This window comes from Polaromonas sp. P1_F9 (genome assembly GCF_056405615.1).
The window spans coordinates 745,672-767,044 of record NZ_JBFUBT010000001.1 but is presented as its reverse complement, the minus strand read 5'-3'; the positions used below and the strand labels follow the sequence as shown (position 1 = coordinate 767,044).

Genomic DNA, 21,373 nt, shown 5'->3' with positions numbered 1-21,373 from the left:
CGCGGGGTTTATTTATGCGATTTTTGAGAGGAGATGCGCCAGTTGGCGCGCGTCTCGCTGGCTTGCTCAATGAGCGCTTCCAGACCGTCGCCGTTGCTGCTCGAAATGAGTACTTCGAGGGACTGCAGGGTCTGCTGGAAGATCTTGGACTGCGCCAGCAACTCTTCGCGGTTGGCAATCAGGATGTCGCGCCACATTTTCGGATCGCTCGCAGCGATGCGTGTGAAGTCGCGAAAGCCAGGCCCTGCCAGGGACATGTAGTCCTTCCCGTGCTCCTGTCCGGTAATGCCGTTGATCAGTGCAAAGGCGATCAGGTGGGGCAGATGGCTGACTGCGGCGTACGCAGCGTCATGTGCCTGCGGCGACATCTTGAGGACATGACAGCCCATGGCGGTCCATACATCGGTGGCTTTTTGCAGCTGGACCGTGAAAGTCCGCTCTATGGGGGTCAGGATGACCTGCTTTCCGTTATAGAGGTCTACATCGGCGTGTTCGACACCCGACACCTCTTTGCCGGTAATGGGATGGCAGGGGACAAAAGAGCCGACGTTGCCCTGCAGGACCCGCCGTGCGGCATCGACCACGTCGCGCTTGGTGGAGCCGACATCCATGATCAGGGTGTTTGGGCCAACAAGGTGGCGGATCGCCTTGAAGGTGGCTTCGGTTGCAGAAACCGGCACCGCCAGCAAAACAATGTCAGCCCCGGAGACCGCCAGCAGGGCGGAAGGTGCCTCTACGTCAATGACACCCATCTGGCGTGCGCGCTCAGTCGTAGAAGGCGACTTGCTATAGCCCACCACGCGTTTGACCAGGCCGGCGCGCTTGAGAGCCAGCGCAAAAGAACCGCCCATCAGGCCGCATCCAATGAGACCTAATTGTTCAAACATGTCGTGGTACCAGGGGTTTTGTGAGTTCGTGCATTAATCGCTGACAGGATAGGTTCCGAGAACCTTGTAAAAGGCGCACATTTGTTGCAAGTCAGCCAGTGCCGCCTTGACGTGGTCCTGCGACGGGTGGCCTTGCAAATCGATATAAAAATAATATTCCCACTGGCCAGAGCGTGCCGGGCGCGATTCAAAGCGGGTCATGGAGACGCCATGAGCTTTCAACGGCATCAGGATGTCGTGGACGGCGCCGGGGCGGTTGGGTACGGAAACCACCAGGCTGACACAGTCTTTTCCGGAGACGGGCGGGGAGGGCAGTGTTTGCGGCAGGCACACTACGGCAAAGCGCGTGCGGTTAAACGCGTCGTCCTGAATGGCGTGGGCGGCCGTATACAGGCCAAACTGGGTGGCGGCCCGGTCACTGGCAATGCCGGCCCATGCCGGGTTGGTGGAGGCAAGGCGTGCGCCTTCCGCATTGCTGGAGGCTGCCCGGCGCTCCACATTGGGCAGGTGCGTGGTCAACCAGCCCTGGCATTGAGCCAAGGCCTGGGGGTGTGCATACACGGCTTCGATACCGTCCAGGGACTCGGAAAGCCGCAGGAGGTTGTGGCGCACCATCAGGCTGATCTCGCCGACGATATGCAGGGGGGAGTTCAGGAACAGGTCGAGAGAGCGGGACACGACGCCCTCGGTCGAGTTTTCGACCGGCACAACCCCGTAGCTGGCGCTACCTGCGGCCGTTGCACGAAAGACCTCGTCGATGCTGACACAGGGGACATGCTCGATGCTGGCACCAAAAAACTGCAGCGCTGCCTGCTCGCTGAAAGTGCCGGCAGGACCGAGGTATGCCACACGCACCGGAGATTCCAGTGCCAGGCAAGCCGACATGATTTCACGCCATACGGCAGCAACATGTTCGTTTTTGAGCGGGCCTTGATTGGCTTGCTGGATTTGCTCAATAACCTGGGCAACGCGGTCCGGGCGGAAGAAGGGCGTACCCTCGCGCTTCTTGACTTCGCCGACCTGCTCCGCGACTTGGGCGCGGCGATTCAGCAGGGCGAGCAGTTCTCGGTCCAGTGCATCAATCTGTCCGCGTAAATCTGCAAGGTGGGTGGTCATGTCAGAGACCACCCGACCATGCGGCGGGCGCTGCAAACCTGCTGGAAAGGCGAAGCATAATGAGGGCGAAAAAACATTTCATCCTAGGCGTTTTTTTGTTCGAATTCTCGCATGTACTCCACCAGTGCCTGGACACCGGCCAGTGGCATGGCGTTGTAAATGCTGGCGCGTAGCCCTCCCACTGACTTGTGACCCTTGAGCTGAAGCAAGCCCCGTGCCTTGGCACCTGAGAGAAACTCGTCGTTCCTTGACTCGTCCCGCAAGAAAAATGGAACGTTCATCCGGGACCGGCAGTTTTTGTCGACCTTGTTGAGATAAAACTGCGAGCCGTCAATGGCGTCATACAGAAGTTGCGCCTTGGTTTTGTTGCGCGCTTCCATTGCGGCAATGCCGGTAGCACCGCCTTCTTGCTGACGCTTGAGCCACGCGAAGGTAAGGCCTGCAATGTAGATTGCGTACGTAGGGGGCGTGTTGTACATGGACTGGTTGTCCGCTACGGTCTTGTAGTCAAAGGCGCTGGGGCAAATCGCCAGCGCACGGCCAAGCAGATCTTCCCGGATGACCACCAGCGTGACACCTGCAGGCCCCAGGTTTTTTTGTGCACCACCAAATGCCAGGCCAACGAGAGACCAGTCAACCGGCCGCGATGCTACATGAGAAGAAAAATCGATGACCAGTGGCGCATCGCTTCCCAAGGCCTTAAGGTCTGGAAGGCTTTGAAACTCCACACCGTGGATGGTTTCATTGGTGCACAGGTGGACGTAGCTTGCGTCCGGCCGCAGCTTCCAGCCGGACGGAGGTGGTAGCAGCGTGTGCCCGTTGTCCGCATTGCTCGCCGCGATCCGGGCATCGCAATACTTACGTGCCTCTTTTTGCGATTTTTCACTCCAGCTGCCTGTTACCACGAAATCGGCCGAACGACCCTGCGAGACATTGAGGGGAACAATGGCGTTTTCGGCAAGTCCGCCGCCCTGCATGAACAGGATCTTGAAGTGGGCCGGAATGGCCATCAGCTCACGAAAATCAGTCTCCGCGTTTTCATAAATGGAAATGAACTCCTTTCCACGGTGACTCATCTCCATCACGCTCATGCCGCTACCGTGCCAGTCCAGCATTTCGCCCGCCGCCTGCCGCAAAACCTCTTCGGGCAGGTTCGCCGGGCCAGCGGAAAAATTGAAAGGACGGGTCATTTTTTGGCGGGCGGCTTGCCTGCTCCAGGCGCGGGGCCGGTGCCAATGATCTTCAGCGCCACGTCGTCGAACTGCTTGGCACGCGCGAGAACGTCGGCACGGGTGGCCTCCACCAGTTTTTGTACAAAGACATTGCCCAGCTCGGGCGCCGTAGCCTGGTATTTCTTGACGGCAGGTGATTCAAAAAAAGCAGCAAGCTGCTGGAGTTCTTCCTGTGTGAACCGTTCTGAATACGCAGGTACCAGCGATTCGGCGCTGACTTTGCTAACCTGCTTGCTGATCAGCTGGCTCGCATCATCGACATATTTCTTGAGTTCGGCGTTAAGTTCTTCAGACGCTTTTGGCTGCTTGGCTTTGGGAACATTTGCCTCCATTTTTGGAGCCCATTTAACAATGAGTTCCTGCGCCGTGGTGCCCGCAAGCTGGTTCACCAGCCGCTCAAGCTCTGGACCTTGCTGCAGCGCGACCACTTTTTTGGCCAGCTCTGTTTTCGGATCTGCTGTCTGCGCGTGAGCAGCCGTGGCACCGCAGGCCATGGCAGCGATCATGAGAGCGGTAAGGAAATTTTTCATCAGGTACTTTCGATGTTGGGGGTGTCTGTGCCGGTACCGGTTTCAGTATCAGGTTCATCCAGCGTGGCATCGTTTTCGACGATGCGCTGAAGGCCGCTTAATTGTGAACCTTCATCAAGGCCGATGAGCGTAACACCCTGTGTAGCCCTTCCCATTTCGCGGATTTCGCTGACGCGCGTGCGAACCAGCACGCCCTTGTCGGTGATCAGCATGATTTCATCGTCCACGTGAACCAGCGTGGCCGCAACCACCTTGCCGTTGCGCTCGCTCTGCTGGATGGCGATCATGCCCTTGGTGCCACGGCCGTGACGCGTATATTCGGTGATGGACGTGCGTTTTCCATATCCGTTCTGCGTGGCTGTCAGCACGCTTTGCTGCTCGTCTTCGGCGACCAGCATGGCGATCACGCCCTGGCCGTCTTCGAGCATCATGCCGCGCACGCCGCGTGCATTGCGGCCCATGGGACGTACGTCGTTCTCGTCGAAGCGCACGGCCTTGCCACCGTCGCTGAACAGCATCACGTCGTGCTTGCCGTCGGTCAGCGACGCACCAATCAGGTAGTCGCCTGCGTCAAGGTCGACCGCGATGATGCCGGCCTTGCGCGGATTGTTGAACTCGTCGAGGGCGGTTTTCTTCACGGTGCCCATGGAGGTGGCCATGAAGACGTATTGATCAGCCGGGAAGCTGCGTTTTTCGCCCGTCAGAGGCAGGACGACGGTGATTTTTTCGCCTTCCTGCAGGGGGAACATGTTGACAATAGGCCGACCGCGAGAACCGCGCGAACCGGCGGGTACTTCCCAGACCTTGAGCCAATAGAGCCGGCCACGGTTGGAAAAGCACAGGATGTAATCGTGCGTGTTTGCGATGAAGAGCTGGTCGACCCAGTCATCTTCCTTGGTGGCGGTGGCCAGCTTGCCGCGGCCGCCGCGCTTTTGCGCCCGGTATTCCGACAGCGGTTGGCTCTTGATATAGCCGGTGTGGGAAAGTGTCACCACCATGTCGGTGGGGGTGATCAGGTCTTCGGTACTCAGATCGAACGAGCTGTGCTCGATCTGGCTACGGCGGGCGCCGAGCTTTGTCTGGCCGAATTCCAGCTTGATGGCCGACAGTTCTTCGCCAATGATGATGGAAACCCGTTCCGGTTTTGCCAGGATGTCGAGCAGGTCATCGATCTCGGCCATGACTTCCTTGTACTCAGCCACGATCTTGTCCTGCTCCAGGCCGGTCAGGCGTTGCAGGCGCATCTGCAGGATTTCCTGTGCCTGCGTTTCCGAGAGGCGGTACAGCCCGTCGTTGCCCATGCCAAACATCTTTTCGAGGCCGTCGGGGCGGTAATCATCGGCGTTGACCACGCCGCCATCGGCACGCGTGCGGGTCAGCATTTCGCGCACCAGACTGCTGTCCCAGGGGCGCAGCATCAGCTCGGCCTTGGCGACGGGGGGCGTGGGGGCGTTTCGGATGATGGCGATGAAGTCGTCAATATTGGCCAGGGCCACTGCGAGGCCTTCCAGCACATGCCCGCGTTCGCGTGCCTTGCGCAGCGTGAAGACGGTGCGGCGCGTCACGACTTCACGGCGGTGCGACAGGAAGACCTGGATCAGGTCCTTCAGGTTGCAGAGTTTGGGCTGGCCGTTGACCAGTGCCACCATATTGATGCCGAAGGTGTCTTGCAGCTGGGTCTGCTTGTACAGGTTGTTCAGCACCACTTCGGGCACTTCGCCGCGCTTGAGTTCGATCACCAGGCGCATGCCCGACTTGTCGCTCTCGTCCTGGATATGGCTGATGCCTTCGATTTTCTTCTCGTGCACCAGCTCGGCCATGCGCTCCTGAAGCGTCTTTTTGTTGACCTGGTAGGGGAGCTCGTCGACGATGATGGATTGGCGTTGGCCCTTGTCGATGTCCTCGAAATGGCACCTGGCGCGCATGACCACCTTGCCGCGGCCGGTGCGGTAGCCGTCCTTGACGCCGTTGATGCCGTAAATAATGCCGCCCGTGGGAAAGTCAGGTGCGGGCACGATCTCCATCAACTCATCAATGGAGGCCCCCGGGTTTTTCAGCATGTGAAGGCAGGCATCGACCACTTCGTTGAGGTTGTGAGGTGGAATGTTGGTTGCCATGCCCACCGCAATGCCGCCCGACCCGTTGACCAGCAGGTTCGGCAAACGGGTTGGCATGACCAGCGGTTCCTGTTCGCTGCCGTCGTAGTTGGGGCCAAAATCGACGGTTTCCTTGTCAAGATCGGCGAGCAGCTCATGGGCAATTTTCGACAGGCGGATTTCGGTGTAGCGCATGGCCGCGGCGTTGTCGCCATCGACAGAGCCGAAATTCCCTTGACCGTCAACCAGCAGGTGGCGCAGGGAAAAATCCTGGGCCATCCGCACAATGGTGTCGTAGACTGACTGGTCGCCGTGAGGATGGTACTTGCCGATCACGTCGCCGACGATACGCGCTGACTTTTTGTAAGGGCGGTTCCAGTCGTTGTTCAGCTCGTGCATGGCAAAAAGCACGCGCCGGTGTACCGGCTTGAGGCCGTCCCTTGCATCAGGCAGGGCCCGCCCCACGATCACACTCATCGCGTAATCGAGGTAGCTTCGCCGCATTTCCTCTTCAAGACTGATGGGCAGGGTTTCTTTAGCGAACTGGGTCATGAGCGGCCTGGTTGGGATTTCGAGATCTTGAAGGAAACCGCTGATTTTAAGGCCGGAGTTCAAAGCGATGGCCTGTGGCGGGACAGCAACAAATGCTGAAGAATCTTAAGTCTGTGTCAGACGAAGCCGATAGCGTGCTTGAAGGTTCAGGCAGGTGTGGCACAATCGATGTAACGCTTTGAGTGATGGTCACTCACGGCGTGTAAATTACTAATCGCAGCCAGTCTGCGGCTTTTCTCTAGAGGAGAACCATGAAGAAACTCAACAAAGTGGCAATGTTGTTTGCTTCCGCAGCGCTTGTTACCGCCGCTGGTGCACAAACTATCGACAACTGGAAAAACGGTTCCAACGAACTGGTCTGGAAAAACGGTACCAACGAACTGTGCTGGCGTGATGCCAACTGGACGCCTGCTACTGCAGCGCCTGGTTGTGATGGCGCAATTGCCCCTGCGATGGCTCCTGCTCCTGCAGCTGCTGGTGCTCCTGCTGCCGCTGCAACGCCAGCTGCTCCGGCTGCTCCTCCCGCCGCAACGAAAGTTACGTATGCTGCTGACGCGTTCTTTGATTTCGACAAGTCTGTCCTGAAGCCAGAAGGCAAAGCCAAGCTGGATGATCTGGTCGGCAAGATCCAGGGCATCAATCTGGAAGTCATCATTGCCGTGGGTCACACCGACTCCGTGGGTAGCGATGCTTACAACCAGAAGCTGTCGGTTCGCCGTTCGGAAGCCGTCAAGGCATATCTCGTGTCCAAGGGCATCGAGAAAAACCGCGTCTACACTGAAGGCAAGGGCGAGAAACAGCCAGTTGCTGACAACAAGACCGCCGAAGGCCGCGCGAAGAATCGCCGCGTGGAAATCGAAGTGGTTGGCACTCGCGCCAACAAGTAATCCTCTGGGATCGCTTAAAAACCGCGCTACGGCGCGGTTTTTTTATGCCTCAACGATAATGCGTCATGTCTATCAGCGATAACTTCGACCCTGCCGAACTGGCTAAATTCTCGGACCTGGCCCACCGCTGGTGGGACACCGACAGTGAGTTTCGCCCCTTGCACCAGATCAATCCGCTCCGTTTGGGCTGGATCGAGAGCCTGGTTCCGCTCAAAGGGGTGCGTGTACTCGACGTCGGCTGCGGCGGTGGCATTCTGGCCGACTCGATGGCGCGCCGGGGCGCCGATGTCTTGGGCATCGATTTGGCGACCAAAGCGCTGAAAGTTGCCCAGCTTCACGCACTGGAGGCCCAGACCGAAGGTGTCCAATACCGTGAAATCAGTGCCGAAGCGCTGGCCGCCGAGCAGGCTGGCCGTTTTGACGTTGTCACCTGCATGGAAATGCTGGAGCACGTGCCCGACCCGTCTTCCATCGTCAAGGCCTGCGCCACGCTGGTTAAACCAGGCGGGCATGTATTTTTTTCGACCATCAATCGCAATGCCAAGGCCTTTCTGTTTGCCATTGTTGGGGCGGAATATGTACTGAATATGCTGCCACGCGGCACCCACGAGTACGCTAAACTGATCAAGCCCAGCGAACTGGCAGGGTACTGCCGCGCCTCCGGTCTCTCGCTTGAGCAAACCCGGGGCATGGAATACAACCCCCTGACACGTCACTATTGGCTCAGTGCGGACACCAGCGTGAATTACCTGCTGGCCACGCAAAAGAGCTGAGTTTCGCTTTTACCCACATTCGCGCTACATGTTCAAAGACACCGATGCCGTGCTGTTCGACCTCGACGGCACCCTGATTGACAGTGCCCCCGATCTGGGCGCCGCGGCCGACAAAATGCGTACGGACCGTGGCCTGGAATCGCTGCCCCTTGCGCTTTACCGTCCCATGGCCGGAGCGGGTGCACGCGGCATGATTGCCGTGGCTTTTGGGTTGACACCGGAAGACGCCGGCTTTGGCGAGTTCCGGGAGGAGTTTTTCAGCAACTACGAATCGCGGATGACCGAAAACACCTCGGTGTTTGAGGGCGTGGTGGATCTGATCGCCCGCATCGACCAGATGGGGCTGAAGTGGGGCGTGGTGACCAACAAGTCCGCCCGCTTCACCATTCCGCTGACCAAGGCCATGCCTTTGTTCAATACAGCGAAAACCATCATCAGTGGCGACACCACGCCGCATGCCAAACCCCATCCGGCTCCCTTGCTGGAAGCGGCACGTCAGCTCGACCTGGCACCTGGGCGCTGCATCTATGTCGGAGACGACGAACGCGACATCGTGGCCGGCCGCGCCGCCGGCATGCCCACCGTCGCCGCCGCCTACGGCTACCTCGGCAAAACCGCCGATACCGAGGGCTGGAAGGCCGATGCCACCATCACCGCGCCCGGCGCGCTCTTGAATTTGCTGCGAATGGCGTAAACTAGGCCTCTTGGGGCTGCATTGGTTTCGACGTGGGTTCGGACGCGGTGTGGTGCATGTCGAGCTGAGTGTGCTCGTAAAACTGATTCAAACAAACTAACTGCAAACGACGAACGTTTCGCACTCGCTGCTTAATTGCCAGTGAGCTTTACAACAGCAGGCCGATGGGCTGGGCAAGGGGTGTTTAGCGCAAGTTAAATGCTCCCGGCTGTAAAGATAATTTCATCGGCTGGCTCCGGGCTGGGTACCTTAACCCGGGGCAAGAAAATAGGGTGCTGGCGTCCTGTGTAGCGTGCGACTGCGCGACACAGGTGGCGAGACTCAAATCAGACCGCTAAACATGTAGATCTGCCCGAACAAGGCTTGCGGACGGGGGTTCAAATCCCCCCAGCTCCACCACCATAACGACCAAGGCCGTTTACTGAAGTTCAGTAAACGGCCTTTTTCATTGGTAAATCGCTTTTCACCTTCCAATACGATCCGGTGAAATTCGATGATGGCCAGCGTATCTATCCATCTCTTCTCGGTGGTCCAGTTCGAGGGGCACTCCTGGGGCAGATCAGACTTTGATGGAATCAACAGCTTGGGCTCCACGGGCGAGGTCCAGTTTCGCAAGCGGATACCCGTCAAAAATAATGTGTATGCGTGGCGCGTCAGACAAATTGCAGGCCCGGTGCATTACCTTGTTGTCAAAAAACCAGAGCTCGCCGGGCTTGACGGCAGAACGGTTGCTGCCGGACTCCAGAACGTTTTCGTCGCCACAGGCGAGGACCAGGTGGTAACGGTCTCTGCTTTTCAGGTATTCCTCGTCATCGTAGTGCCGGTACACCTGACTGTGGGGCGATAACCTAACGAGCACAACACGACCCAAAGCCAAACCCAGTTCCTGGGCAAGCTCAAGTACCAGAGCGTTGATTCTGGGAAACTGCCTTGAAAAAGCCGTCTCTTCACTCTCATGTACCCCATCCACGGGCGCGTATTTCGGATCATGTACCACTCTGGCCCGGATGGCGATGGACTGGCTGTGCCTGTGGTGATCAAGCGCTTCCTGCCTGCGGGTTTGAACAGCCCACCAGTAGGGGGCAATGATGTTCACTTCGGCCGCAATTTCCCGTATGTCCACTTCTCGCTGAAAAGCCAGGTATTTCTGTTCGCTGGCATTTTCTGGTGCCTTGAGCAGCGTGCTGCGAGATAAGTTGTCGAGCCGGAGGAAAAGCGATGCTTTCCTCCAGAACGGAACAGCCTTGCTGCGAAGTCCCAGCCGCAGAATCTCCTGGAGACTTTCGAAATCCGGTGGCATCCAGTGGGTCAGGATTTCCTGGCGAAGCCTGCTTCCCCGGTAGATATCCTCTGCCGATGCCAGTGCAAAAACCAGCATCTCGTTGTAAAGGCCCCAATGCTCCTTCTTTTGGGCATTCCAGAGCATCTCGAGGTGGCCCCTCATGAAATAGGGTTCCTGATTCAACAGGGCTGCAACGTTTCTCAACAGCTCCGCTTCGGAAAGACTCTGGCATAGCAGCTTTTCAAAGAGATCTCCGGCGCAATTTGATTTTTGCATTTCACGAGGATGCTGGTGACGGGCTTCGGAACCTGCAAGGGCAATGTGCCGCTGGCACGCGTGTTTGAGTGGTGCTGCAATACTAACTCCCTTGTCGGTCTTATATGTGCTCCAGGCGCCCGACCGCTTTCGGCAGCCCGGTGACAATAGCCGCATGGCAAGCATGCAACTTCAGGAAATTCTTTTCTCCCAGGGCTTTGGCACGCGGCGTGTGTGCGCGGGGCTGGTTCAGCAGGGTTTTGTGGCTGTAGCGAGCGTCCCTTGTACGGAGCCAGCTATGGAATTTATAGCAGAAGGCCTGCATTTCACGGTGCAGGGCGTGGCCTGGGAGTACCACGAGAAAGCCTACCTGATGCTGCACAAACCGGCCGGCTACGAATGCTCGCAAAAGCCCAGCACCTACCCCAGTATTTACACCCTGCTGCCGGCGCCGATTCGCCAGCGCGGCGGTGGCGCGGCGGCCGGCGTGCAGGCGGTGGGCCGGCTTGACCAGGACACGACCGGCCTTTTGTTGCTGTCTGACGACGGCAAGTTCATCCACCGCATGAGCTCGCCCAAGCACCATGTGCCCAAGGTGTATGAGGTGCGGGCCAAGCACCCGGTCGACGACAGGCAGATTGCCAGGCTGCTGGCCGGCGTGGTGCTGGACGATGACCCCAAGCCCGTTCGTGCGGCAAGCTGCGAAAAGACCGGCGAGAACCAGCTCAGCCTGACCCTTACCGAAGGCAAGTACCACCAGGTCAAGCGCATGATTGCCGCGGTGGGCAACCGGGTCGAGGACGTGGGCGGCCTGCACCGTTCACGTATTGGTTCGCTGGATTTGCCCCCTGACCTGAAACCCGGCGGATGGCGCTGGCTGACGCCGCAAGACATGGCGAGCATTTCAGCGCCTTTGGTCAAAATCGCCTGAAACCGGTAAAAAAACCAGACCCAAACGCGGCGGCAAGCGGTACGCTGCCAGTTTCGCAAAAAACCACTCGGAGGAAACATGAATCCACGCCGTCAATTCCTGAATGCCGCCGCAATCGGTGCGGTGGCCGCGCCGTCGCTGGCCCTGGCGCAGCACGCGCCCAAAGCAGCGCGAGGCCCGATCCTGTTGACTGTCAGCGGGCGGATCGGCGCGGGCAACCGAGGCGCCTTCGATCCGGCGCTCGACCAGATGATGGGCAAGCAGAAAATCCAGTTCGACAAGGCCCATGTCTTTGACTTTGCCGCGCTCACTGCGCTGCCGGCCGTCACCATCAAGCCGACACTGGAGTACGACAGCAAGCCGCACACCCTGAAAGGCCCCTTGCTGGCCGATGTCATGAAAGCTGCCGGCGTGAAGTTGACTGACAAGACGACGCTTTTCCTGCGCGCCGTGGACGGCTATGCCGCCCAGGTCACCGCCGCCGAGGCCAGCAAATACCGCTTCATCGTTGCCACCCACCTGGATGGCCAGCCCATGGCGCTGGGCGGGCTGGGACCACTTTGGGCTGTGTATGACGCGGACCGTTTCCCCGACATGGCAGCCAAGCCGTTGCCGGCGCGCTTTGCCTGGTGTCCCTGGGCGACGTACCACATCGAAGTCAAAGAGGCTTGAGCGGCGCCTGTTTCCCGTTGAAATGACGGCCCAGGCCTTGTTTTCTTAAGTGAAATCAGCCTGTAAACCAATAGGGACGGGCGCAAGCAGCTGTGAAAAACGTAGCGACTGCCAAACGGCTCAATCAATGTCTTTGAGAAAGTCAGTGATCGCTTCAACCGTTTTTTCAGGCTGGTCGCGCTGGGGTGAGTGTCCGCAGGCGGCCAGCCTCAGTTGCCGGGCATGGGGTGCTGCCAGCGCAATCTCGTCCAGCTGCCGCATGGTGCCGTACTCATCCTCAAGCCCCTGGATGAGCAGCAGCGGCGCCGCAATGTGCGTGCAGTCCGGCCGGATGTCAAAGTTGCGAAAGGCCGGCGAAAGCCAGACATCGTTCCATTGCCAGAAAGCAACGTCCACATCAGCGTGGTAACGAGCCAGGCGCTCGCGCAAACCGCCTGATTCAAACGCGGTTCTGGCCTGGGCAATGGCCTGAACTGCGATGTCTTCGACCAGCACGTGGGGTGCCATTGCGATGCAGGCCGAAACCGGATGGCGGCTGGCGTGGAGCAGGGCGATGCTGGCGCCGTCGGAATGGCCGAGCAACACGGGGTTTTCAACCCGCAGCGTATCCAGCAGCGCGGGCAACACATCCCAGGCTTCGCGGTGCATGTAGTCGGGCAGCAGGCGGCCGGTGCGTTGGCCGTTCTGCTCTGCCGGTTCACCGCGTACGTCTGGTACGGGCTCTGAGTGCCCATAGCCGCGCCGCGAATACACCCTACCCGACCGTCCGGTTGCCGTGCATACCGCCTGGGGCCAGTCCAGGCCGCGCTGCGTCCAGAGGCTGACCGAGCCCAGGCCCTCATGCAGGAAAACCACCGGAGCGAGGTCGGCGCGCCCGGCGATATGCCTGACCTCCAGGCGCGCGCCGTTGATCTCCATCAAATTCATCGTTGCATCGTAAAGGATGTAAACGATTGGGCGAATCTGGCGTTGGGAAAAGGGGCCGCAGAGGACTTTTGGGTACCTTCAGGCGTTTGCCATGGCTGACGCCCGGTACACTAGCTGGTTGCACGTAGAAAGACCGTTTTTGTGAATGTTTTCGTCCGTTTTGCCGCCGCCTGGCTGCTTGCCCTTGCCGGTTTGGCATGTTCCACCGCCTTTGCCCAGACGGCCGCCGCTGGTGCCGCACTTTCGGGGATCACAACGCCTGTTTTTGTGCTGAACTCGCTCGAAGACAGCGTCAGCGTGATCAACCCGGCCACCTGGACGGAAACCAGACGCATTGCCACCGGCAAGCAGCCGCATCACCTGTACCTCACACCCGATGAAAAATCGGTGATCGTCGCCAACGCGCTGTCGGACTCGCTCACCTTCATCGACCCGAAAACCGCTGAAGTGCAGCGCACGGTGCGCGGCATCATCGACCCCTACCAGTTGCGCTTTTCGCCCGACATGAAATGGTTTGTCACGGCCGCCAACCGCCTCAACCACATCGACATTTACAAATGGGACGGCAAGGACATCGCGCTGGCCAGGCGCGTGGCCACGGGCAGGACACCAAGCCATCTGTGGATAGACACCAAAAGCACCACGGTTTATTCGACCATGCAGGACAGTGACGAATTGATCGCCATCGACCTGCCCAGCCAGACCGTCAAGTGGCGCGTCAAGACCGGTTCCATCCCGGCTGACGTGTACGGCACGGCCGACGACAAGCACCTGCTGGTGGGCCTGACCGGCGGCGACGCCGTCGAGGTGTATGACGTGAGCGGCGCGCAACCGCAGCGCACCAAGGTCATCAAGACCGGCGCCGGCGCGCACGCGTTCCGCGCCTTCGGCGACAAACGGCATGTGCTGGTCAGCAACCGCGTGGCCAACAGCATCAGCAAGATCGACCTGCAGACGCTGGAAGTGGTGGACAACTACCCCGCGCCGGGCGGCCCTGACTGTATCGACGTGAGCCGTGACGGCAAGCAGATACTGGTCACATCGCGCTGGGCACGCAAGCTCACGGTGATCGACGTGGCAAGCCACAAGATCGTCCGGCAGGTCAATGTTGGAAAGAGTCCCCATGGTGTCTGGACGCTTGACCACGCGCCACGCTGAGCCCCCACGGTCGCTCACTGCGTGTAGCTTCCTGCCCCCCGGGGGGGCCGCTGCGCCTGCGGTCTGGCAAAGCCAGTCCCGCGGCCCCGGCTTGGTTGGAGAGTCCCCAACGACCGCCGCTACGGCTGTTCTGTTGCAGACGATGCTTGCTATCGTTTTTGTAGCTGCTTGCGCAAATCCTGTATGGGCTGCAGGCAAAAACAATGCACAAAAATCCGCACAAAACACGCCGCAGCAGGCCGAGGCGGCCTGCAAACCCGTCTACCTGACGCTGGACACTGGCCACATGGCGGTTGCGCCGCTGATGGCTGACGTGCTGAACAGGCACAAGGTCAAGGTCACCTTCTTTGCCGCCAATGAGCGCACGCAAACCGGCGATGGCAGCCTGGGCACACAGTGGGCTGGCTGGTGGAAGGCACGGGCGGCTGAAGGCCACGAATTTGCCTCGCACACCTGGGACCACGTTTATTGGCGGGGCGATGTACCCGGCGCACCCGATGCACCGGTGCAGTTCAAGATGCGGCCTTCTGCGGGCCCGCTGGAAGGCAAGGACTTCACCTGGACGGCGAAGCAGTACTGCGAAGAAATCGGCAAGTCCAGCAAGCGCCTCGAAGAAATCACCGGCAAAAAAACACTGCCGCTCTTTCGCGCGCCGGGCGGCAAAACCTCGCCTGCGCTGCTGGCAGCGGCCAAGTCCTGCGGCTTTGAGCATGTGGGCTGGTCGTCTGCCGGTTTCCTGGGTGATGAGCTGGTCAGCGAGAGGTTTGGCAATGATTTCCTGCTGAAGAAGGCACTGCGCGACATCCGCTCCGGCGACATCCTGCTGGCCCACCTGGGCATCTGGTCGCGCAAGGACCCCTGGGCGCCTGCCGTGCTGGAGCCGCTCATCACCGGCCTGCAGTCGCGGGGCTTTTGCTTTAAGACCCTGGCTGAACATCCCCAGTACAGAGACTGGATTGCGTCGCAGGCCGCCCCGGCGGCTGCCAGGCCTTCAAAATAAGCCGCATGGACTGGTTCAGCGATCTCTTTTCAATGGCGCAGCAGTGGCTGTTTGAGTCGGCCGTACAGCCGGCCATGTTTGCGCTGGGCATGGGCAACCTGCTGGAAGACGGCTATGACGCCACTGCCTGGTTCATGGTGGGCGTGATCCAGGTGCTGATATTGCTGGCCATCGTCGGCCCGCTGCAGCGCTGGCGGCCGGTAGAGCCCGTGCTGGACCGGGCCACCATACGCACCGATGTGCTCTACACCCTGATCCACCGGCTGGGCCTGTTTCGCATCGGGCTGTTTTTCACGCTGGACCCGTGGTTTGACGAGGCGTTTGGCGCGCTGCGCACTGCCGGCTACGGCACTTTTCATTTAGACCAGCTCTGGCCGGGTGTGACGGACAACGCCCTCGTCAGCTTCGCGATTTACCTCGTGGTGTTTGACTTTGTGGCGTACTGGACGCATCGCGGCCAGCACCAGATCGAGTGGTGGTGGCGCCTGCATTCGCTGCACCATGCGCAGCGGCAGATGACGATGTGGAGCGACAACCGCAACCACCTGCTGGACGACATCCTGGTCGACTCCATCGTCGTGCTGGTGGCCCAGCTCATCGGCGTGGCGCCGGGGCAGTTCATTGCCATCGTGGCCTTTACCCAGCTCAGCGAAAGCTTTCAGCATGCCAATGTGCGGATGTGGTTCGGGCATGTGGGCGAGCGCCTGTGGATCAGCCCGCGCTTTCACCGGCTGCACCACAGCATCGGCATTGGCCACGAAAGCCACGGACCAAAAACGCTGGGGGGGCACAACTTCGGCGTGCTGCTGCCCTGGTGGGACATGCTGTTCCGCACGGTCAATTTTGAGCAGCGCTATGACCCGACGGGCATCCGCGACCAGGTGGAGGCTAACCGCGACTACGGCAAAGGCTTCTGGTCGCAGCAATGGATTGGCTTGAAACGCCTCGTCGGCAAAGCCTGAACGTGTCGAGCTCTTAAGCCAGCATGAGCCGCGGGACTGGCTTTGCCAGACCGCAGGCGGACGGCCCCCTCGGGAGGCAGCGACCCGCGAAGGGGCGGAGCGTGGGGGCTACACTTGGTCATGAGCAAACTTCTTGACGCCTTTTGGCGCGCCGCGATGTATTGCCTGCACCCGCGGGTCATTGCGTTGTCGGTCCTGCCGTTGATCATCATGGTGGTGATCTCGCTGGGCCTGGGGTATTTTTTCTGGAACGATGCCGTAGAAGCCATTCGCTCGCAGATTGGCAGCTATGAGCTTGTCAGCATCCTGGTGCGTTGGCTTGAGGGTCTCGGCCTGAGCGACCTGCGCATGGTGCTGGCACCTGCGTTGTTGCTGTTCCTGGCGATTCCTGTGATCGTGATCGTGGCACTGCTCTTTGTGGCGCTGCTCATGACGCCGGCCATGGTGGCCCTGGTGGCTGAACGGCGCTTTCCCCAAATGGAACGCAAACGGGGCGGTTCCCTGTTCACCAGTTTGTTCTGGTCGCTGGGCTCAACCTTGCTGGCCGTGGTGGCGCTGGTCATTTCGATTCCGCTTTGGCTGATTCCGCCGCTGATCCTGGTGTTGCCTCCGCTGATCTGGGGCTGGCTGACTTACCGTGTCATGTCTTATGACGCCATGGTGGACCACGCCAGCAGTGAAGAGCGCCGCCAGATATTCAAGGAGCATCGCCTGCCGCTGCTGGCGATCGGTGTGTTCAGCGGCTACCTCGGCGCGGCTCCCAGCCTGCTGTGGGCCTCGGGCGCGATGTTTGTGGCCATGGCGCCCATCCTGGTTCCGGTGGCCATCTGGATCTACACCCTGGTGTTTGCATTTTCCTCGCTCTGGTTTGTGCACTACACGCTGTCGGCCCTGGAGCAACTCCGCAAGAAGAATAATGCCCTGGCGCCCGACCCGCTTGCGCAAGCAGCTATTGAATCGATAGCAAATGAACTGGCCCCCGATGCTCTCCCCGGGCCGGCGCCCAGCTTCGGTTCGCTGGGCGGCAAACCCGAATCACAACCCTGAACCCGTTACCTGACAAGCCTGAACATGACCCCACAATTCGGCCTCATCATCGTCGGCGACGAAATCCTTTCCGGCAAACGTGCCGACAAACACCTGCCCAAAGCCATCGAACTGCTGGGCGCGCGCGGCTTGCAGTTGGCCTATGCCGACTATGTGGGCGACGACCCTGCACGCATCACGGCCACGCTGGCGCGGGCCTTTGCCGCCGCGCGTGAACACGGCGACGTGGTCTTTTCCTGCGGCGGTATAGGAGCCACACCTGACGACCATACGCGGCAATGTGCCGCCAGAGCGTTGGGTGTTGACCTGGCGCTGCATCCCACGGCCAAAACACTGATCCTCGAACGTATGGCGGATGTGGCCAAAGAGCAGGGCACGCCCTACGAGCCTGAGCGGGACGACAACATCCATCGCCTGAACATGGGCGTGTTTCCGGTCGGCGCGGAGATTATTCCGAATCCTTATAACAAGATTCCCGGCTTTACCTGCCGCGCAGGGCAGGGGGCGGTTCACTTTGTGCCCGGTTTCCCGGTCATGGCCTGGCCCATGATTGAAGGCGTGCTGGATTCAGGCTATGCCCACCTGCACCAAAAGTCGGCCTACACCGAAAAATCAGTGATCATTTTTGGGTCCATGGAGGCCATGCTCACGCCCTTGATGCTCGATATTGAAGCGGCACATGCGGGTGTCAAAGTGTTCAGCCTGCCGAGCGTGGATCACCCTGAATATGGCCGGCATATTGAATTGGGAGTGAAAGGCGCCCCCGAAGCGGTGAACCGCGCCTATCCCGCCATGCTGGCGGGGCTGCACAAATTTGACCTGAAATTCGGCCCCGAATTGGTGCGTTAAATAATGGCCCCAAATATGTGCACTTAGCGATTTGCACTTAATTGGTGCATTTGTTACTGCCAGGTGTTTTTTGTATTTTCGGCTGTGCCAAGGCGGGAAGTGAAGCCAGATCACGGCACAATCAGCGGCACAATCCGGGGCTTGGCGGGAAACCCAACCGCCAATGTCTGTGGCACAAAAAGTGCATTCGACAGCCCGAATAGATTTTTCAACCACCCATCCAGCAACAGGAGATTTTGATGGCAAAGACCGTCGCAGACGTCATGAAAATGGTCAAGGAAAACGAAGTCAAGTTTGTTGACTTCCGTTTTACCGATACCCGGGGCAAAGAACAGCACGTGACCGTGCCCGTGTCCCACTTTGACGAAGACAAATTCACGTCGGGCCATGCGTTCGACGGCTCCTCAATTGCCGGCTGGAAGGGCATTGAAGCCTCCGACATGCAACTGATGCCTGACCCAAAGACGGCCAACATCGATCCGTTCTTTGAAGAAACCACGCTGTTCATGAGCTGCGACGTGCTCGAGCCCGCCGACGGCAAGGCCTATGACCGCGACCCGCGCTCCATCGCGCAGCGCGCAGAGGCTTACCTCAAGGCTTCCGGCCTGGGCGACACCGCTTACTTCGGTCCTGAGCCAGAATTCTTCATCTTTGATGACGTGCGCTGGAACACCGACATGTCGGGCACCTTCTTCAAGATCGAAGAATACGAAGCACCCTGGAACTCCGGCGCCAAGCTCGAAGGCGGCAACCGCGGCCACCGTCCGACCGTCAAGGGCGGCTACTTCCCTGTCCCTCCCGTCGACAGCACGCAAGACATGCGCGCCGAGATGGCCCTGATCCTCGAGTCGCTGGGTATCCCCGTCGAAGTGTTCCACCACGAAGTGGCCGGCGCCGGCCAGAACGAAATCGGTACCCGTTTCAGCACGCTGGTTCAGCGCGCCGACTGGACCCAGGTCCTGAAATACGTCGTGCAGAACGTGGCCAACGCCTACGGCAAAACCGCCACCTTCATGCCCAAGCCTGTTGTCGGGGACAACGGCTCCGGCATGCACGTTCACCAGTCCATCTGGAAAGACGGCAAAAACCTGTTTGCCGGTGACGGCTATGCGGGCCTGTCTGATTTCGCCCTGTACTACATCGGCGGCATCATCAAGCACGCACGTGCCCTGAACGCCATCACCAACCCAGGCACCAACAGCTACAAGCGTCTGGTTCCTGGCTATGAGGCACCGGTCAAGCTGGCTTATTCGGCCAAAAACCGTTCGGCATCGATCCGCATTCCTTACGTTGCCAATCCAAAGGGCCGCCGTATCGAAGCGCGTTTCCCCGATCCACTGATGAACCCTTACCTGGGCTTCTCGGCCCTGATGATGGCGGGTCTGGACGGCGTGGAAAACAAGATCCATCCGGGCGAAGCCGCCACCAAGGATCTGTACCATCTGCCACCCGAGGAAGATGCAAAAGTGCCAACCGTGTGCCACAGCCTGGACCAGGCGCTGGACGCACTCGACGTAGGCCGAAGCTTCCTGACCAAAGGCGGTGTGTTCACCGACAGCATGATCGACGCCTACATTGAACTAAAAATGGGTGAAGTGACCCGCCTGCGCCAAGCCACCCACCCCATCGAATTCGAGATGTACTACTCCCTGTAATCAGGGATCGAAGCTCAGCCGCATACTGTTCATTTATACAGTTTGTGGCCAAAAAAGGACGGCATATGCCGTCCTTTTTTATTGCCCCGGCAGGTTGTGGGTTTGCTGGCTTTGTATTTCGGCACCTTTGCCGCATACTGATAGACCGTCCTCGCCCTTCCTGGGCATCGGGAGTTCCTATGAAACACACCTTATTGCTTTCTACCTTGTCGTTGCTGCTGGCTGGCGCGGGGAATGCTGCATGGGCGCAGCAGATATACCGCTGCGCAGGCATCGGAGGTGCGGCCCCTGAATACATCAACAACGCAAAAGACGCCCAGACCCGGAGCTGCAAATTGCTGTCCGGCGGCAATGTGACGGTGATGCAGAGCACGCCGGTGCCTAAGGCCGCGGTTCGTGTGGCTGCGGCCGCAGGCTCCAGCGGCCCGCGCACTGACGGCAGCCCCGAACAGCGGGCCCGCGACAACGATTCGCGCGCCATCCTTGAGGCTGAGCTGAAAAAGGCCGAAGCCAAGCTGGCCGAGCAGCAAAAGGAATTTAACAACGGCGAACCTGAAAAACAGGGCATTGAAGGCCGTAACTACCAGCGTTACCTGGATCGCGTGGCCGAGCTCAAGGACAGCATTGCCCGTAACCAGAGTGACATTGCCGGCCTCAAGCGCGAAATTTCCCGCCTGCCTGGCCCCCCTCCTGCTGCGCTCGTCGCCAATTAAACCAGCGCGACAAGTCGCCGCAAGCCGGCTTCTGGAGGAAAATGGATGGCTTGAACAAGCCATCCATCCGCGCCGCTTTATCGTCCGCCCCGATCACCGGACTTCCCCCCCGTTTCCAGGCGTTTGACCTGCTGGCCACTCTGGTGGCTGTGGTGCGCACCAACGGCACCGTGGTGTTTGCCAATGCTGCGCTGGAAGATGCGCTGGGCACTTCACGGCGAACCATTGAAGGGTCACAGCTCCCCGACTGTTTCACCGAACCTTTGATACTGCAGAACGCGTTGGAAGGCGCGGGCAGCAACGAATTCGCCGCTCTCCGCTACGACGCGTGGCTCAGGCGCCTGAACCACGAACCGCTGCCCGTGCATGTGGTGGTGGCGCAAACCGACACGCCTGGCGAGGCGATTGTGGAGCTGCTGCCGCTGGAGCAGCAAGCCAAGCAGGAGCGCGAAGAGCGCCTGATCGACCAGGCGCAGGCCAACAAGGAATTGATCCGCAACCTGGCCCACGAGATCAAAAACCCGCTGGGTGGTATTCGTGGCGCCGCGCAGCTGCTGCAAATGGAAATCGGCAAGGACCTGACCGAATACACCCAGGTCATCATCCATGAGGCAGACCGGCTGCAGACGCTGGTAGACCGTTTGCTGGCTCCGCACCGCCGCCCGCACCTGGTGGGTGATGTCAATATTCACGAAGTGTGTGAACGCGTGCGCTCCCTGATCCTGGCGGAATTTCCCAAGGGCCTGAAGGTCACGCGCGACTACGACATCTCGATTCCTGATTTCCGCGGAGACCGCGAACAGCTCATTCAGGCGGTGCTGAACATCGCACACAACGCCGCGCAGGCTTTGGCGGAACGGGTCGCGGCGGGCAATGCGCACATCACTTTCAGGACAAGAATCGCCAGGCAGGTAACTTTTGGCAAGCAGCGCTATCGCTTGGCATTGGAATTGCATGTTATCGACAATGGACCGGGTGTGCCGGACTCCATCAAAGACCGCATTTTCTATCCGCTGGTATCCGGGCGGGAAGGTGGTTCGGGGCTGGGGCTGACATTGGCGCAAACCTTTGTCCAGCAACACCACGGTTTGATTGAGTGCGACAGTGTGCCGGGCCGTACAGATTTCAAGCTGCTGATACCGCTGCCTTGAAATG

20 protein-coding genes and 1 other RNA gene are annotated in these 21,373 nt (G+C 59.5%); 14 read left to right on the top strand and 7 right to left on the bottom strand.

Going from position 1 to position 21,373, the window contains the following annotated elements:
• Positions 1-8 precede the first annotated feature (8 nt).
• The 5 genes from AC1DYR_RS03595 to gyrA form a co-directional block, all read right to left on the bottom strand.
• On the bottom strand, positions 9-887 hold the full coding sequence (locus AC1DYR_RS03595) for a prephenate dehydrogenase (RefSeq protein WP_457280056.1): 879 nt from the start codon (positions 885-887) through the stop codon (positions 9-11).
• A gap of 33 nt (positions 888-920) precedes the next feature.
• Positions 921-2,003: a prephenate dehydratase gene (gene pheA / locus AC1DYR_RS03590; protein WP_477703862.1), complete on the bottom strand. Its 1,083-nt coding sequence runs from the start codon at positions 2,001-2,003 to the stop codon at positions 921-923.
• A gap of 83 nt (positions 2,004-2,086) precedes the next feature.
• Positions 2,087-3,193 carry a 3-phosphoserine/phosphohydroxythreonine transaminase gene (gene serC, locus AC1DYR_RS03585; RefSeq protein WP_477703861.1) on the bottom strand — a complete coding sequence of 369 codons (1,107 nt, stop codon included), beginning with the start codon at positions 3,191-3,193 and terminating at the stop codon, positions 2,087-2,089.
• Positions 3,190-3,765 carry a DUF2059 domain-containing protein gene (locus AC1DYR_RS03580; RefSeq protein ID WP_477703860.1) on the bottom strand — a complete coding sequence of 192 codons (576 nt, stop codon included), beginning with the start codon at positions 3,763-3,765 and terminating at the stop codon, positions 3,190-3,192. Before AC1DYR_RS03580 ends, serC begins: the two co-directional genes overlap by 4 nt.
• A complete protein-coding gene (gyrA, locus tag AC1DYR_RS03575) occupies positions 3,765-6,413 on the bottom strand; it encodes a DNA gyrase subunit A (protein ID WP_477703859.1) in 2,649 nt (882 codons plus the stop codon). Before gyrA ends, AC1DYR_RS03580 begins: the two co-directional genes overlap by 1 nt.
• A gap of 251 nt (positions 6,414-6,664) precedes the next feature.
• Between gyrA and ompA the strand changes: the two genes are divergently transcribed.
• The 4 genes from ompA to ssrA all read left to right on the top strand — a co-directional run bounded on the left by ompA (position 6,665) and on the right by ssrA (position 9,166).
• Positions 6,665-7,300, top strand: a complete 636-nt coding sequence (ompA, locus tag AC1DYR_RS03570) for an outer membrane protein OmpA (RefSeq protein ID WP_477703858.1) — start codon at positions 6,665-6,667, stop codon at positions 7,298-7,300.
• Positions 7,301-7,365: 65 nt separating this feature from the next.
• Positions 7,366-8,073, top strand: coding sequence for a bifunctional 2-polyprenyl-6-hydroxyphenol methylase/3-demethylubiquinol 3-O-methyltransferase UbiG (gene ubiG / locus AC1DYR_RS03565; RefSeq protein ID WP_477703857.1), 708 nt, complete (start codon positions 7,366-7,368; stop codon positions 8,071-8,073).
• Positions 8,074-8,101: 28 nt separating this feature from the next.
• On the top strand, positions 8,102-8,767 hold the full coding sequence (locus AC1DYR_RS03560; protein ID WP_477703856.1) for an HAD-IA family hydrolase: 666 nt from the start codon (positions 8,102-8,104) through the stop codon (positions 8,765-8,767).
• Between the two features lie 12 nt (positions 8,768-8,779).
• Positions 8,780-9,166: a transfer-messenger RNA gene (ssrA, locus tag AC1DYR_RS03555) on the top strand.
• Positions 9,167-9,326: 160 nt separating this feature from the next.
• Here the strand turns inward: ssrA and AC1DYR_RS03550 are convergent.
• Positions 9,327-10,325 carry an aspartyl/asparaginyl beta-hydroxylase domain-containing protein gene (locus AC1DYR_RS03550; RefSeq protein ID WP_477703855.1) on the bottom strand — a complete coding sequence of 333 codons (999 nt, stop codon included), beginning with the start codon at positions 10,323-10,325 and terminating at the stop codon, positions 9,327-9,329.
• A 163-nt stretch (positions 10,326-10,488) separates the two neighbouring features.
• Between AC1DYR_RS03550 and AC1DYR_RS03545 the strand changes: the two genes are divergently transcribed.
• On the top strand, positions 10,489-11,235 hold the full coding sequence (locus AC1DYR_RS03545; RefSeq protein WP_477704128.1) for a pseudouridine synthase: 747 nt from the start codon (positions 10,489-10,491) through the stop codon (positions 11,233-11,235).
• A 78-nt stretch (positions 11,236-11,313) separates the two neighbouring features.
• Positions 11,314-11,907 (top strand): putative pterin-binding protein, encoded by a 594-nt coding sequence (locus AC1DYR_RS03540; RefSeq protein WP_477703854.1) that lies wholly within the window; start codon positions 11,314-11,316, stop codon positions 11,905-11,907.
• Positions 11,908-12,027: 120 nt separating this feature from the next.
• Here AC1DYR_RS03540 and AC1DYR_RS03535 read toward each other — a convergent pair whose 3' ends face one another.
• Positions 12,028-12,834: an alpha/beta fold hydrolase gene (locus AC1DYR_RS03535; protein ID WP_477703853.1), complete on the bottom strand. Its 807-nt coding sequence runs from the start codon at positions 12,832-12,834 to the stop codon at positions 12,028-12,030.
• 141 nt (positions 12,835-12,975) lie between these two features.
• Here AC1DYR_RS03535 and AC1DYR_RS03530 point away from each other — a divergent pair, with 141 nt between their 5' ends.
• From AC1DYR_RS03530 to glnL, 8 genes are all read left to right on the top strand, one after another.
• Positions 12,976-13,992 (top strand): YVTN family beta-propeller repeat protein, encoded by a 1,017-nt coding sequence (locus AC1DYR_RS03530; protein WP_477703852.1) that lies wholly within the window; start codon positions 12,976-12,978, stop codon positions 13,990-13,992.
• A 142-nt stretch (positions 13,993-14,134) separates the two neighbouring features.
• Positions 14,135-14,992 carry a polysaccharide deacetylase family protein gene (locus AC1DYR_RS03525; RefSeq protein ID WP_477703851.1) on the top strand — a complete coding sequence of 286 codons (858 nt, stop codon included), beginning with the start codon at positions 14,135-14,137 and terminating at the stop codon, positions 14,990-14,992.
• A gap of 5 nt (positions 14,993-14,997) precedes the next feature.
• Entirely contained in the window at positions 14,998-15,954 is a 957-nt protein-coding gene (locus AC1DYR_RS03520) for a sterol desaturase family protein (protein ID WP_477703850.1), read from the top strand.
• A gap of 120 nt (positions 15,955-16,074) precedes the next feature.
• Complete coding sequence (locus AC1DYR_RS03515; protein WP_477703849.1) at positions 16,075-17,001, top strand: EI24 domain-containing protein; 927 nt, start codon at positions 16,075-16,077, stop codon at positions 16,999-17,001.
• A gap of 24 nt (positions 17,002-17,025) precedes the next feature.
• Positions 17,026-17,850, top strand: coding sequence for a competence/damage-inducible protein A (locus AC1DYR_RS03510; protein WP_477703848.1), 825 nt, complete (start codon positions 17,026-17,028; stop codon positions 17,848-17,850).
• Positions 17,851-18,089: 239 nt separating this feature from the next.
• Entirely contained in the window at positions 18,090-19,505 is a 1,416-nt protein-coding gene (gene glnA / locus AC1DYR_RS03505; protein WP_431097519.1) for a type I glutamate--ammonia ligase, read from the top strand.
• A gap of 179 nt (positions 19,506-19,684) precedes the next feature.
• On the top strand, positions 19,685-20,218 hold the full coding sequence (locus AC1DYR_RS03500; RefSeq protein ID WP_477703847.1) for a hypothetical protein: 534 nt from the start codon (positions 19,685-19,687) through the stop codon (positions 20,216-20,218).
• Between the two features lie 41 nt (positions 20,219-20,259).
• Positions 20,260-21,369 carry a nitrogen regulation protein NR(II) gene (gene glnL, locus AC1DYR_RS03495; RefSeq protein WP_477703846.1) on the top strand — a complete coding sequence of 370 codons (1,110 nt, stop codon included), beginning with the start codon at positions 20,260-20,262 and terminating at the stop codon, positions 21,367-21,369.
• The last annotated feature ends 4 nt before the right edge of the window (positions 21,370-21,373 follow it).

Coding starts and splice junctions, on each gene's coding strand:
- AC1DYR_RS03535 (WP_477703853.1), bottom strand. CDS start 12,834: ATGAATTTGATGGAGATCAACGGCGCGCGCCTGGAGGTCAGGCATATC.
- AC1DYR_RS03550 (WP_477703855.1), bottom strand. CDS start 10,325: ATGCAAAAATCAAATTGCGCCGGAGATCTCTTTGAAAAGCTGCTATGC.
- AC1DYR_RS03580 (WP_477703860.1), bottom strand. CDS start 3,765: ATGAAAAATTTCCTTACCGCTCTCATGATCGCTGCCATGGCCTGCGGT.
- AC1DYR_RS03545 (WP_477704128.1), top strand. CDS start 10,489: ATGCAACTTCAGGAAATTCTTTTCTCCCAGGGCTTTGGCACGCGGCGT.
- pheA (WP_477703862.1), bottom strand. CDS start 2,003: ATGACCACCCACCTTGCAGATTTACGCGGACAGATTGATGCACTGGAC.
- glnL (WP_477703846.1), top strand. CDS start 20,260: ATGGATGGCTTGAACAAGCCATCCATCCGCGCCGCTTTATCGTCCGCC.
- AC1DYR_RS03510 (WP_477703848.1), top strand. CDS start 17,026: ATGACCCCACAATTCGGCCTCATCATCGTCGGCGACGAAATCCTTTCC.
- ubiG (WP_477703857.1), top strand. CDS start 7,366: ATGTCTATCAGCGATAACTTCGACCCTGCCGAACTGGCTAAATTCTCG.
- glnA (WP_431097519.1), top strand. CDS start 18,090: ATGGCAAAGACCGTCGCAGACGTCATGAAAATGGTCAAGGAAAACGAA.
- AC1DYR_RS03595 (WP_457280056.1), bottom strand. CDS start 887: ATGTTTGAACAATTAGGTCTCATTGGATGCGGCCTGATGGGCGGTTCT.
- serC (WP_477703861.1), bottom strand. CDS start 3,193: ATGACCCGTCCTTTCAATTTTTCCGCTGGCCCGGCGAACCTGCCCGAA.
- AC1DYR_RS03515 (WP_477703849.1), top strand. CDS start 16,075: ATGAGCAAACTTCTTGACGCCTTTTGGCGCGCCGCGATGTATTGCCTG.
- AC1DYR_RS03500 (WP_477703847.1), top strand. CDS start 19,685: ATGAAACACACCTTATTGCTTTCTACCTTGTCGTTGCTGCTGGCTGGC.
- AC1DYR_RS03560 (WP_477703856.1), top strand. CDS start 8,102: ATGTTCAAAGACACCGATGCCGTGCTGTTCGACCTCGACGGCACCCTG.
- ompA (WP_477703858.1), top strand. CDS start 6,665: ATGAAGAAACTCAACAAAGTGGCAATGTTGTTTGCTTCCGCAGCGCTT.
- gyrA (WP_477703859.1), bottom strand. CDS start 6,413: ATGACCCAGTTCGCTAAAGAAACCCTGCCCATCAGTCTTGAAGAGGAA.
- AC1DYR_RS03520 (WP_477703850.1), top strand. CDS start 14,998: ATGGACTGGTTCAGCGATCTCTTTTCAATGGCGCAGCAGTGGCTGTTT.
- AC1DYR_RS03525 (WP_477703851.1), top strand. CDS start 14,135: ATGCTTGCTATCGTTTTTGTAGCTGCTTGCGCAAATCCTGTATGGGCT.
- AC1DYR_RS03540 (WP_477703854.1), top strand. CDS start 11,314: ATGAATCCACGCCGTCAATTCCTGAATGCCGCCGCAATCGGTGCGGTG.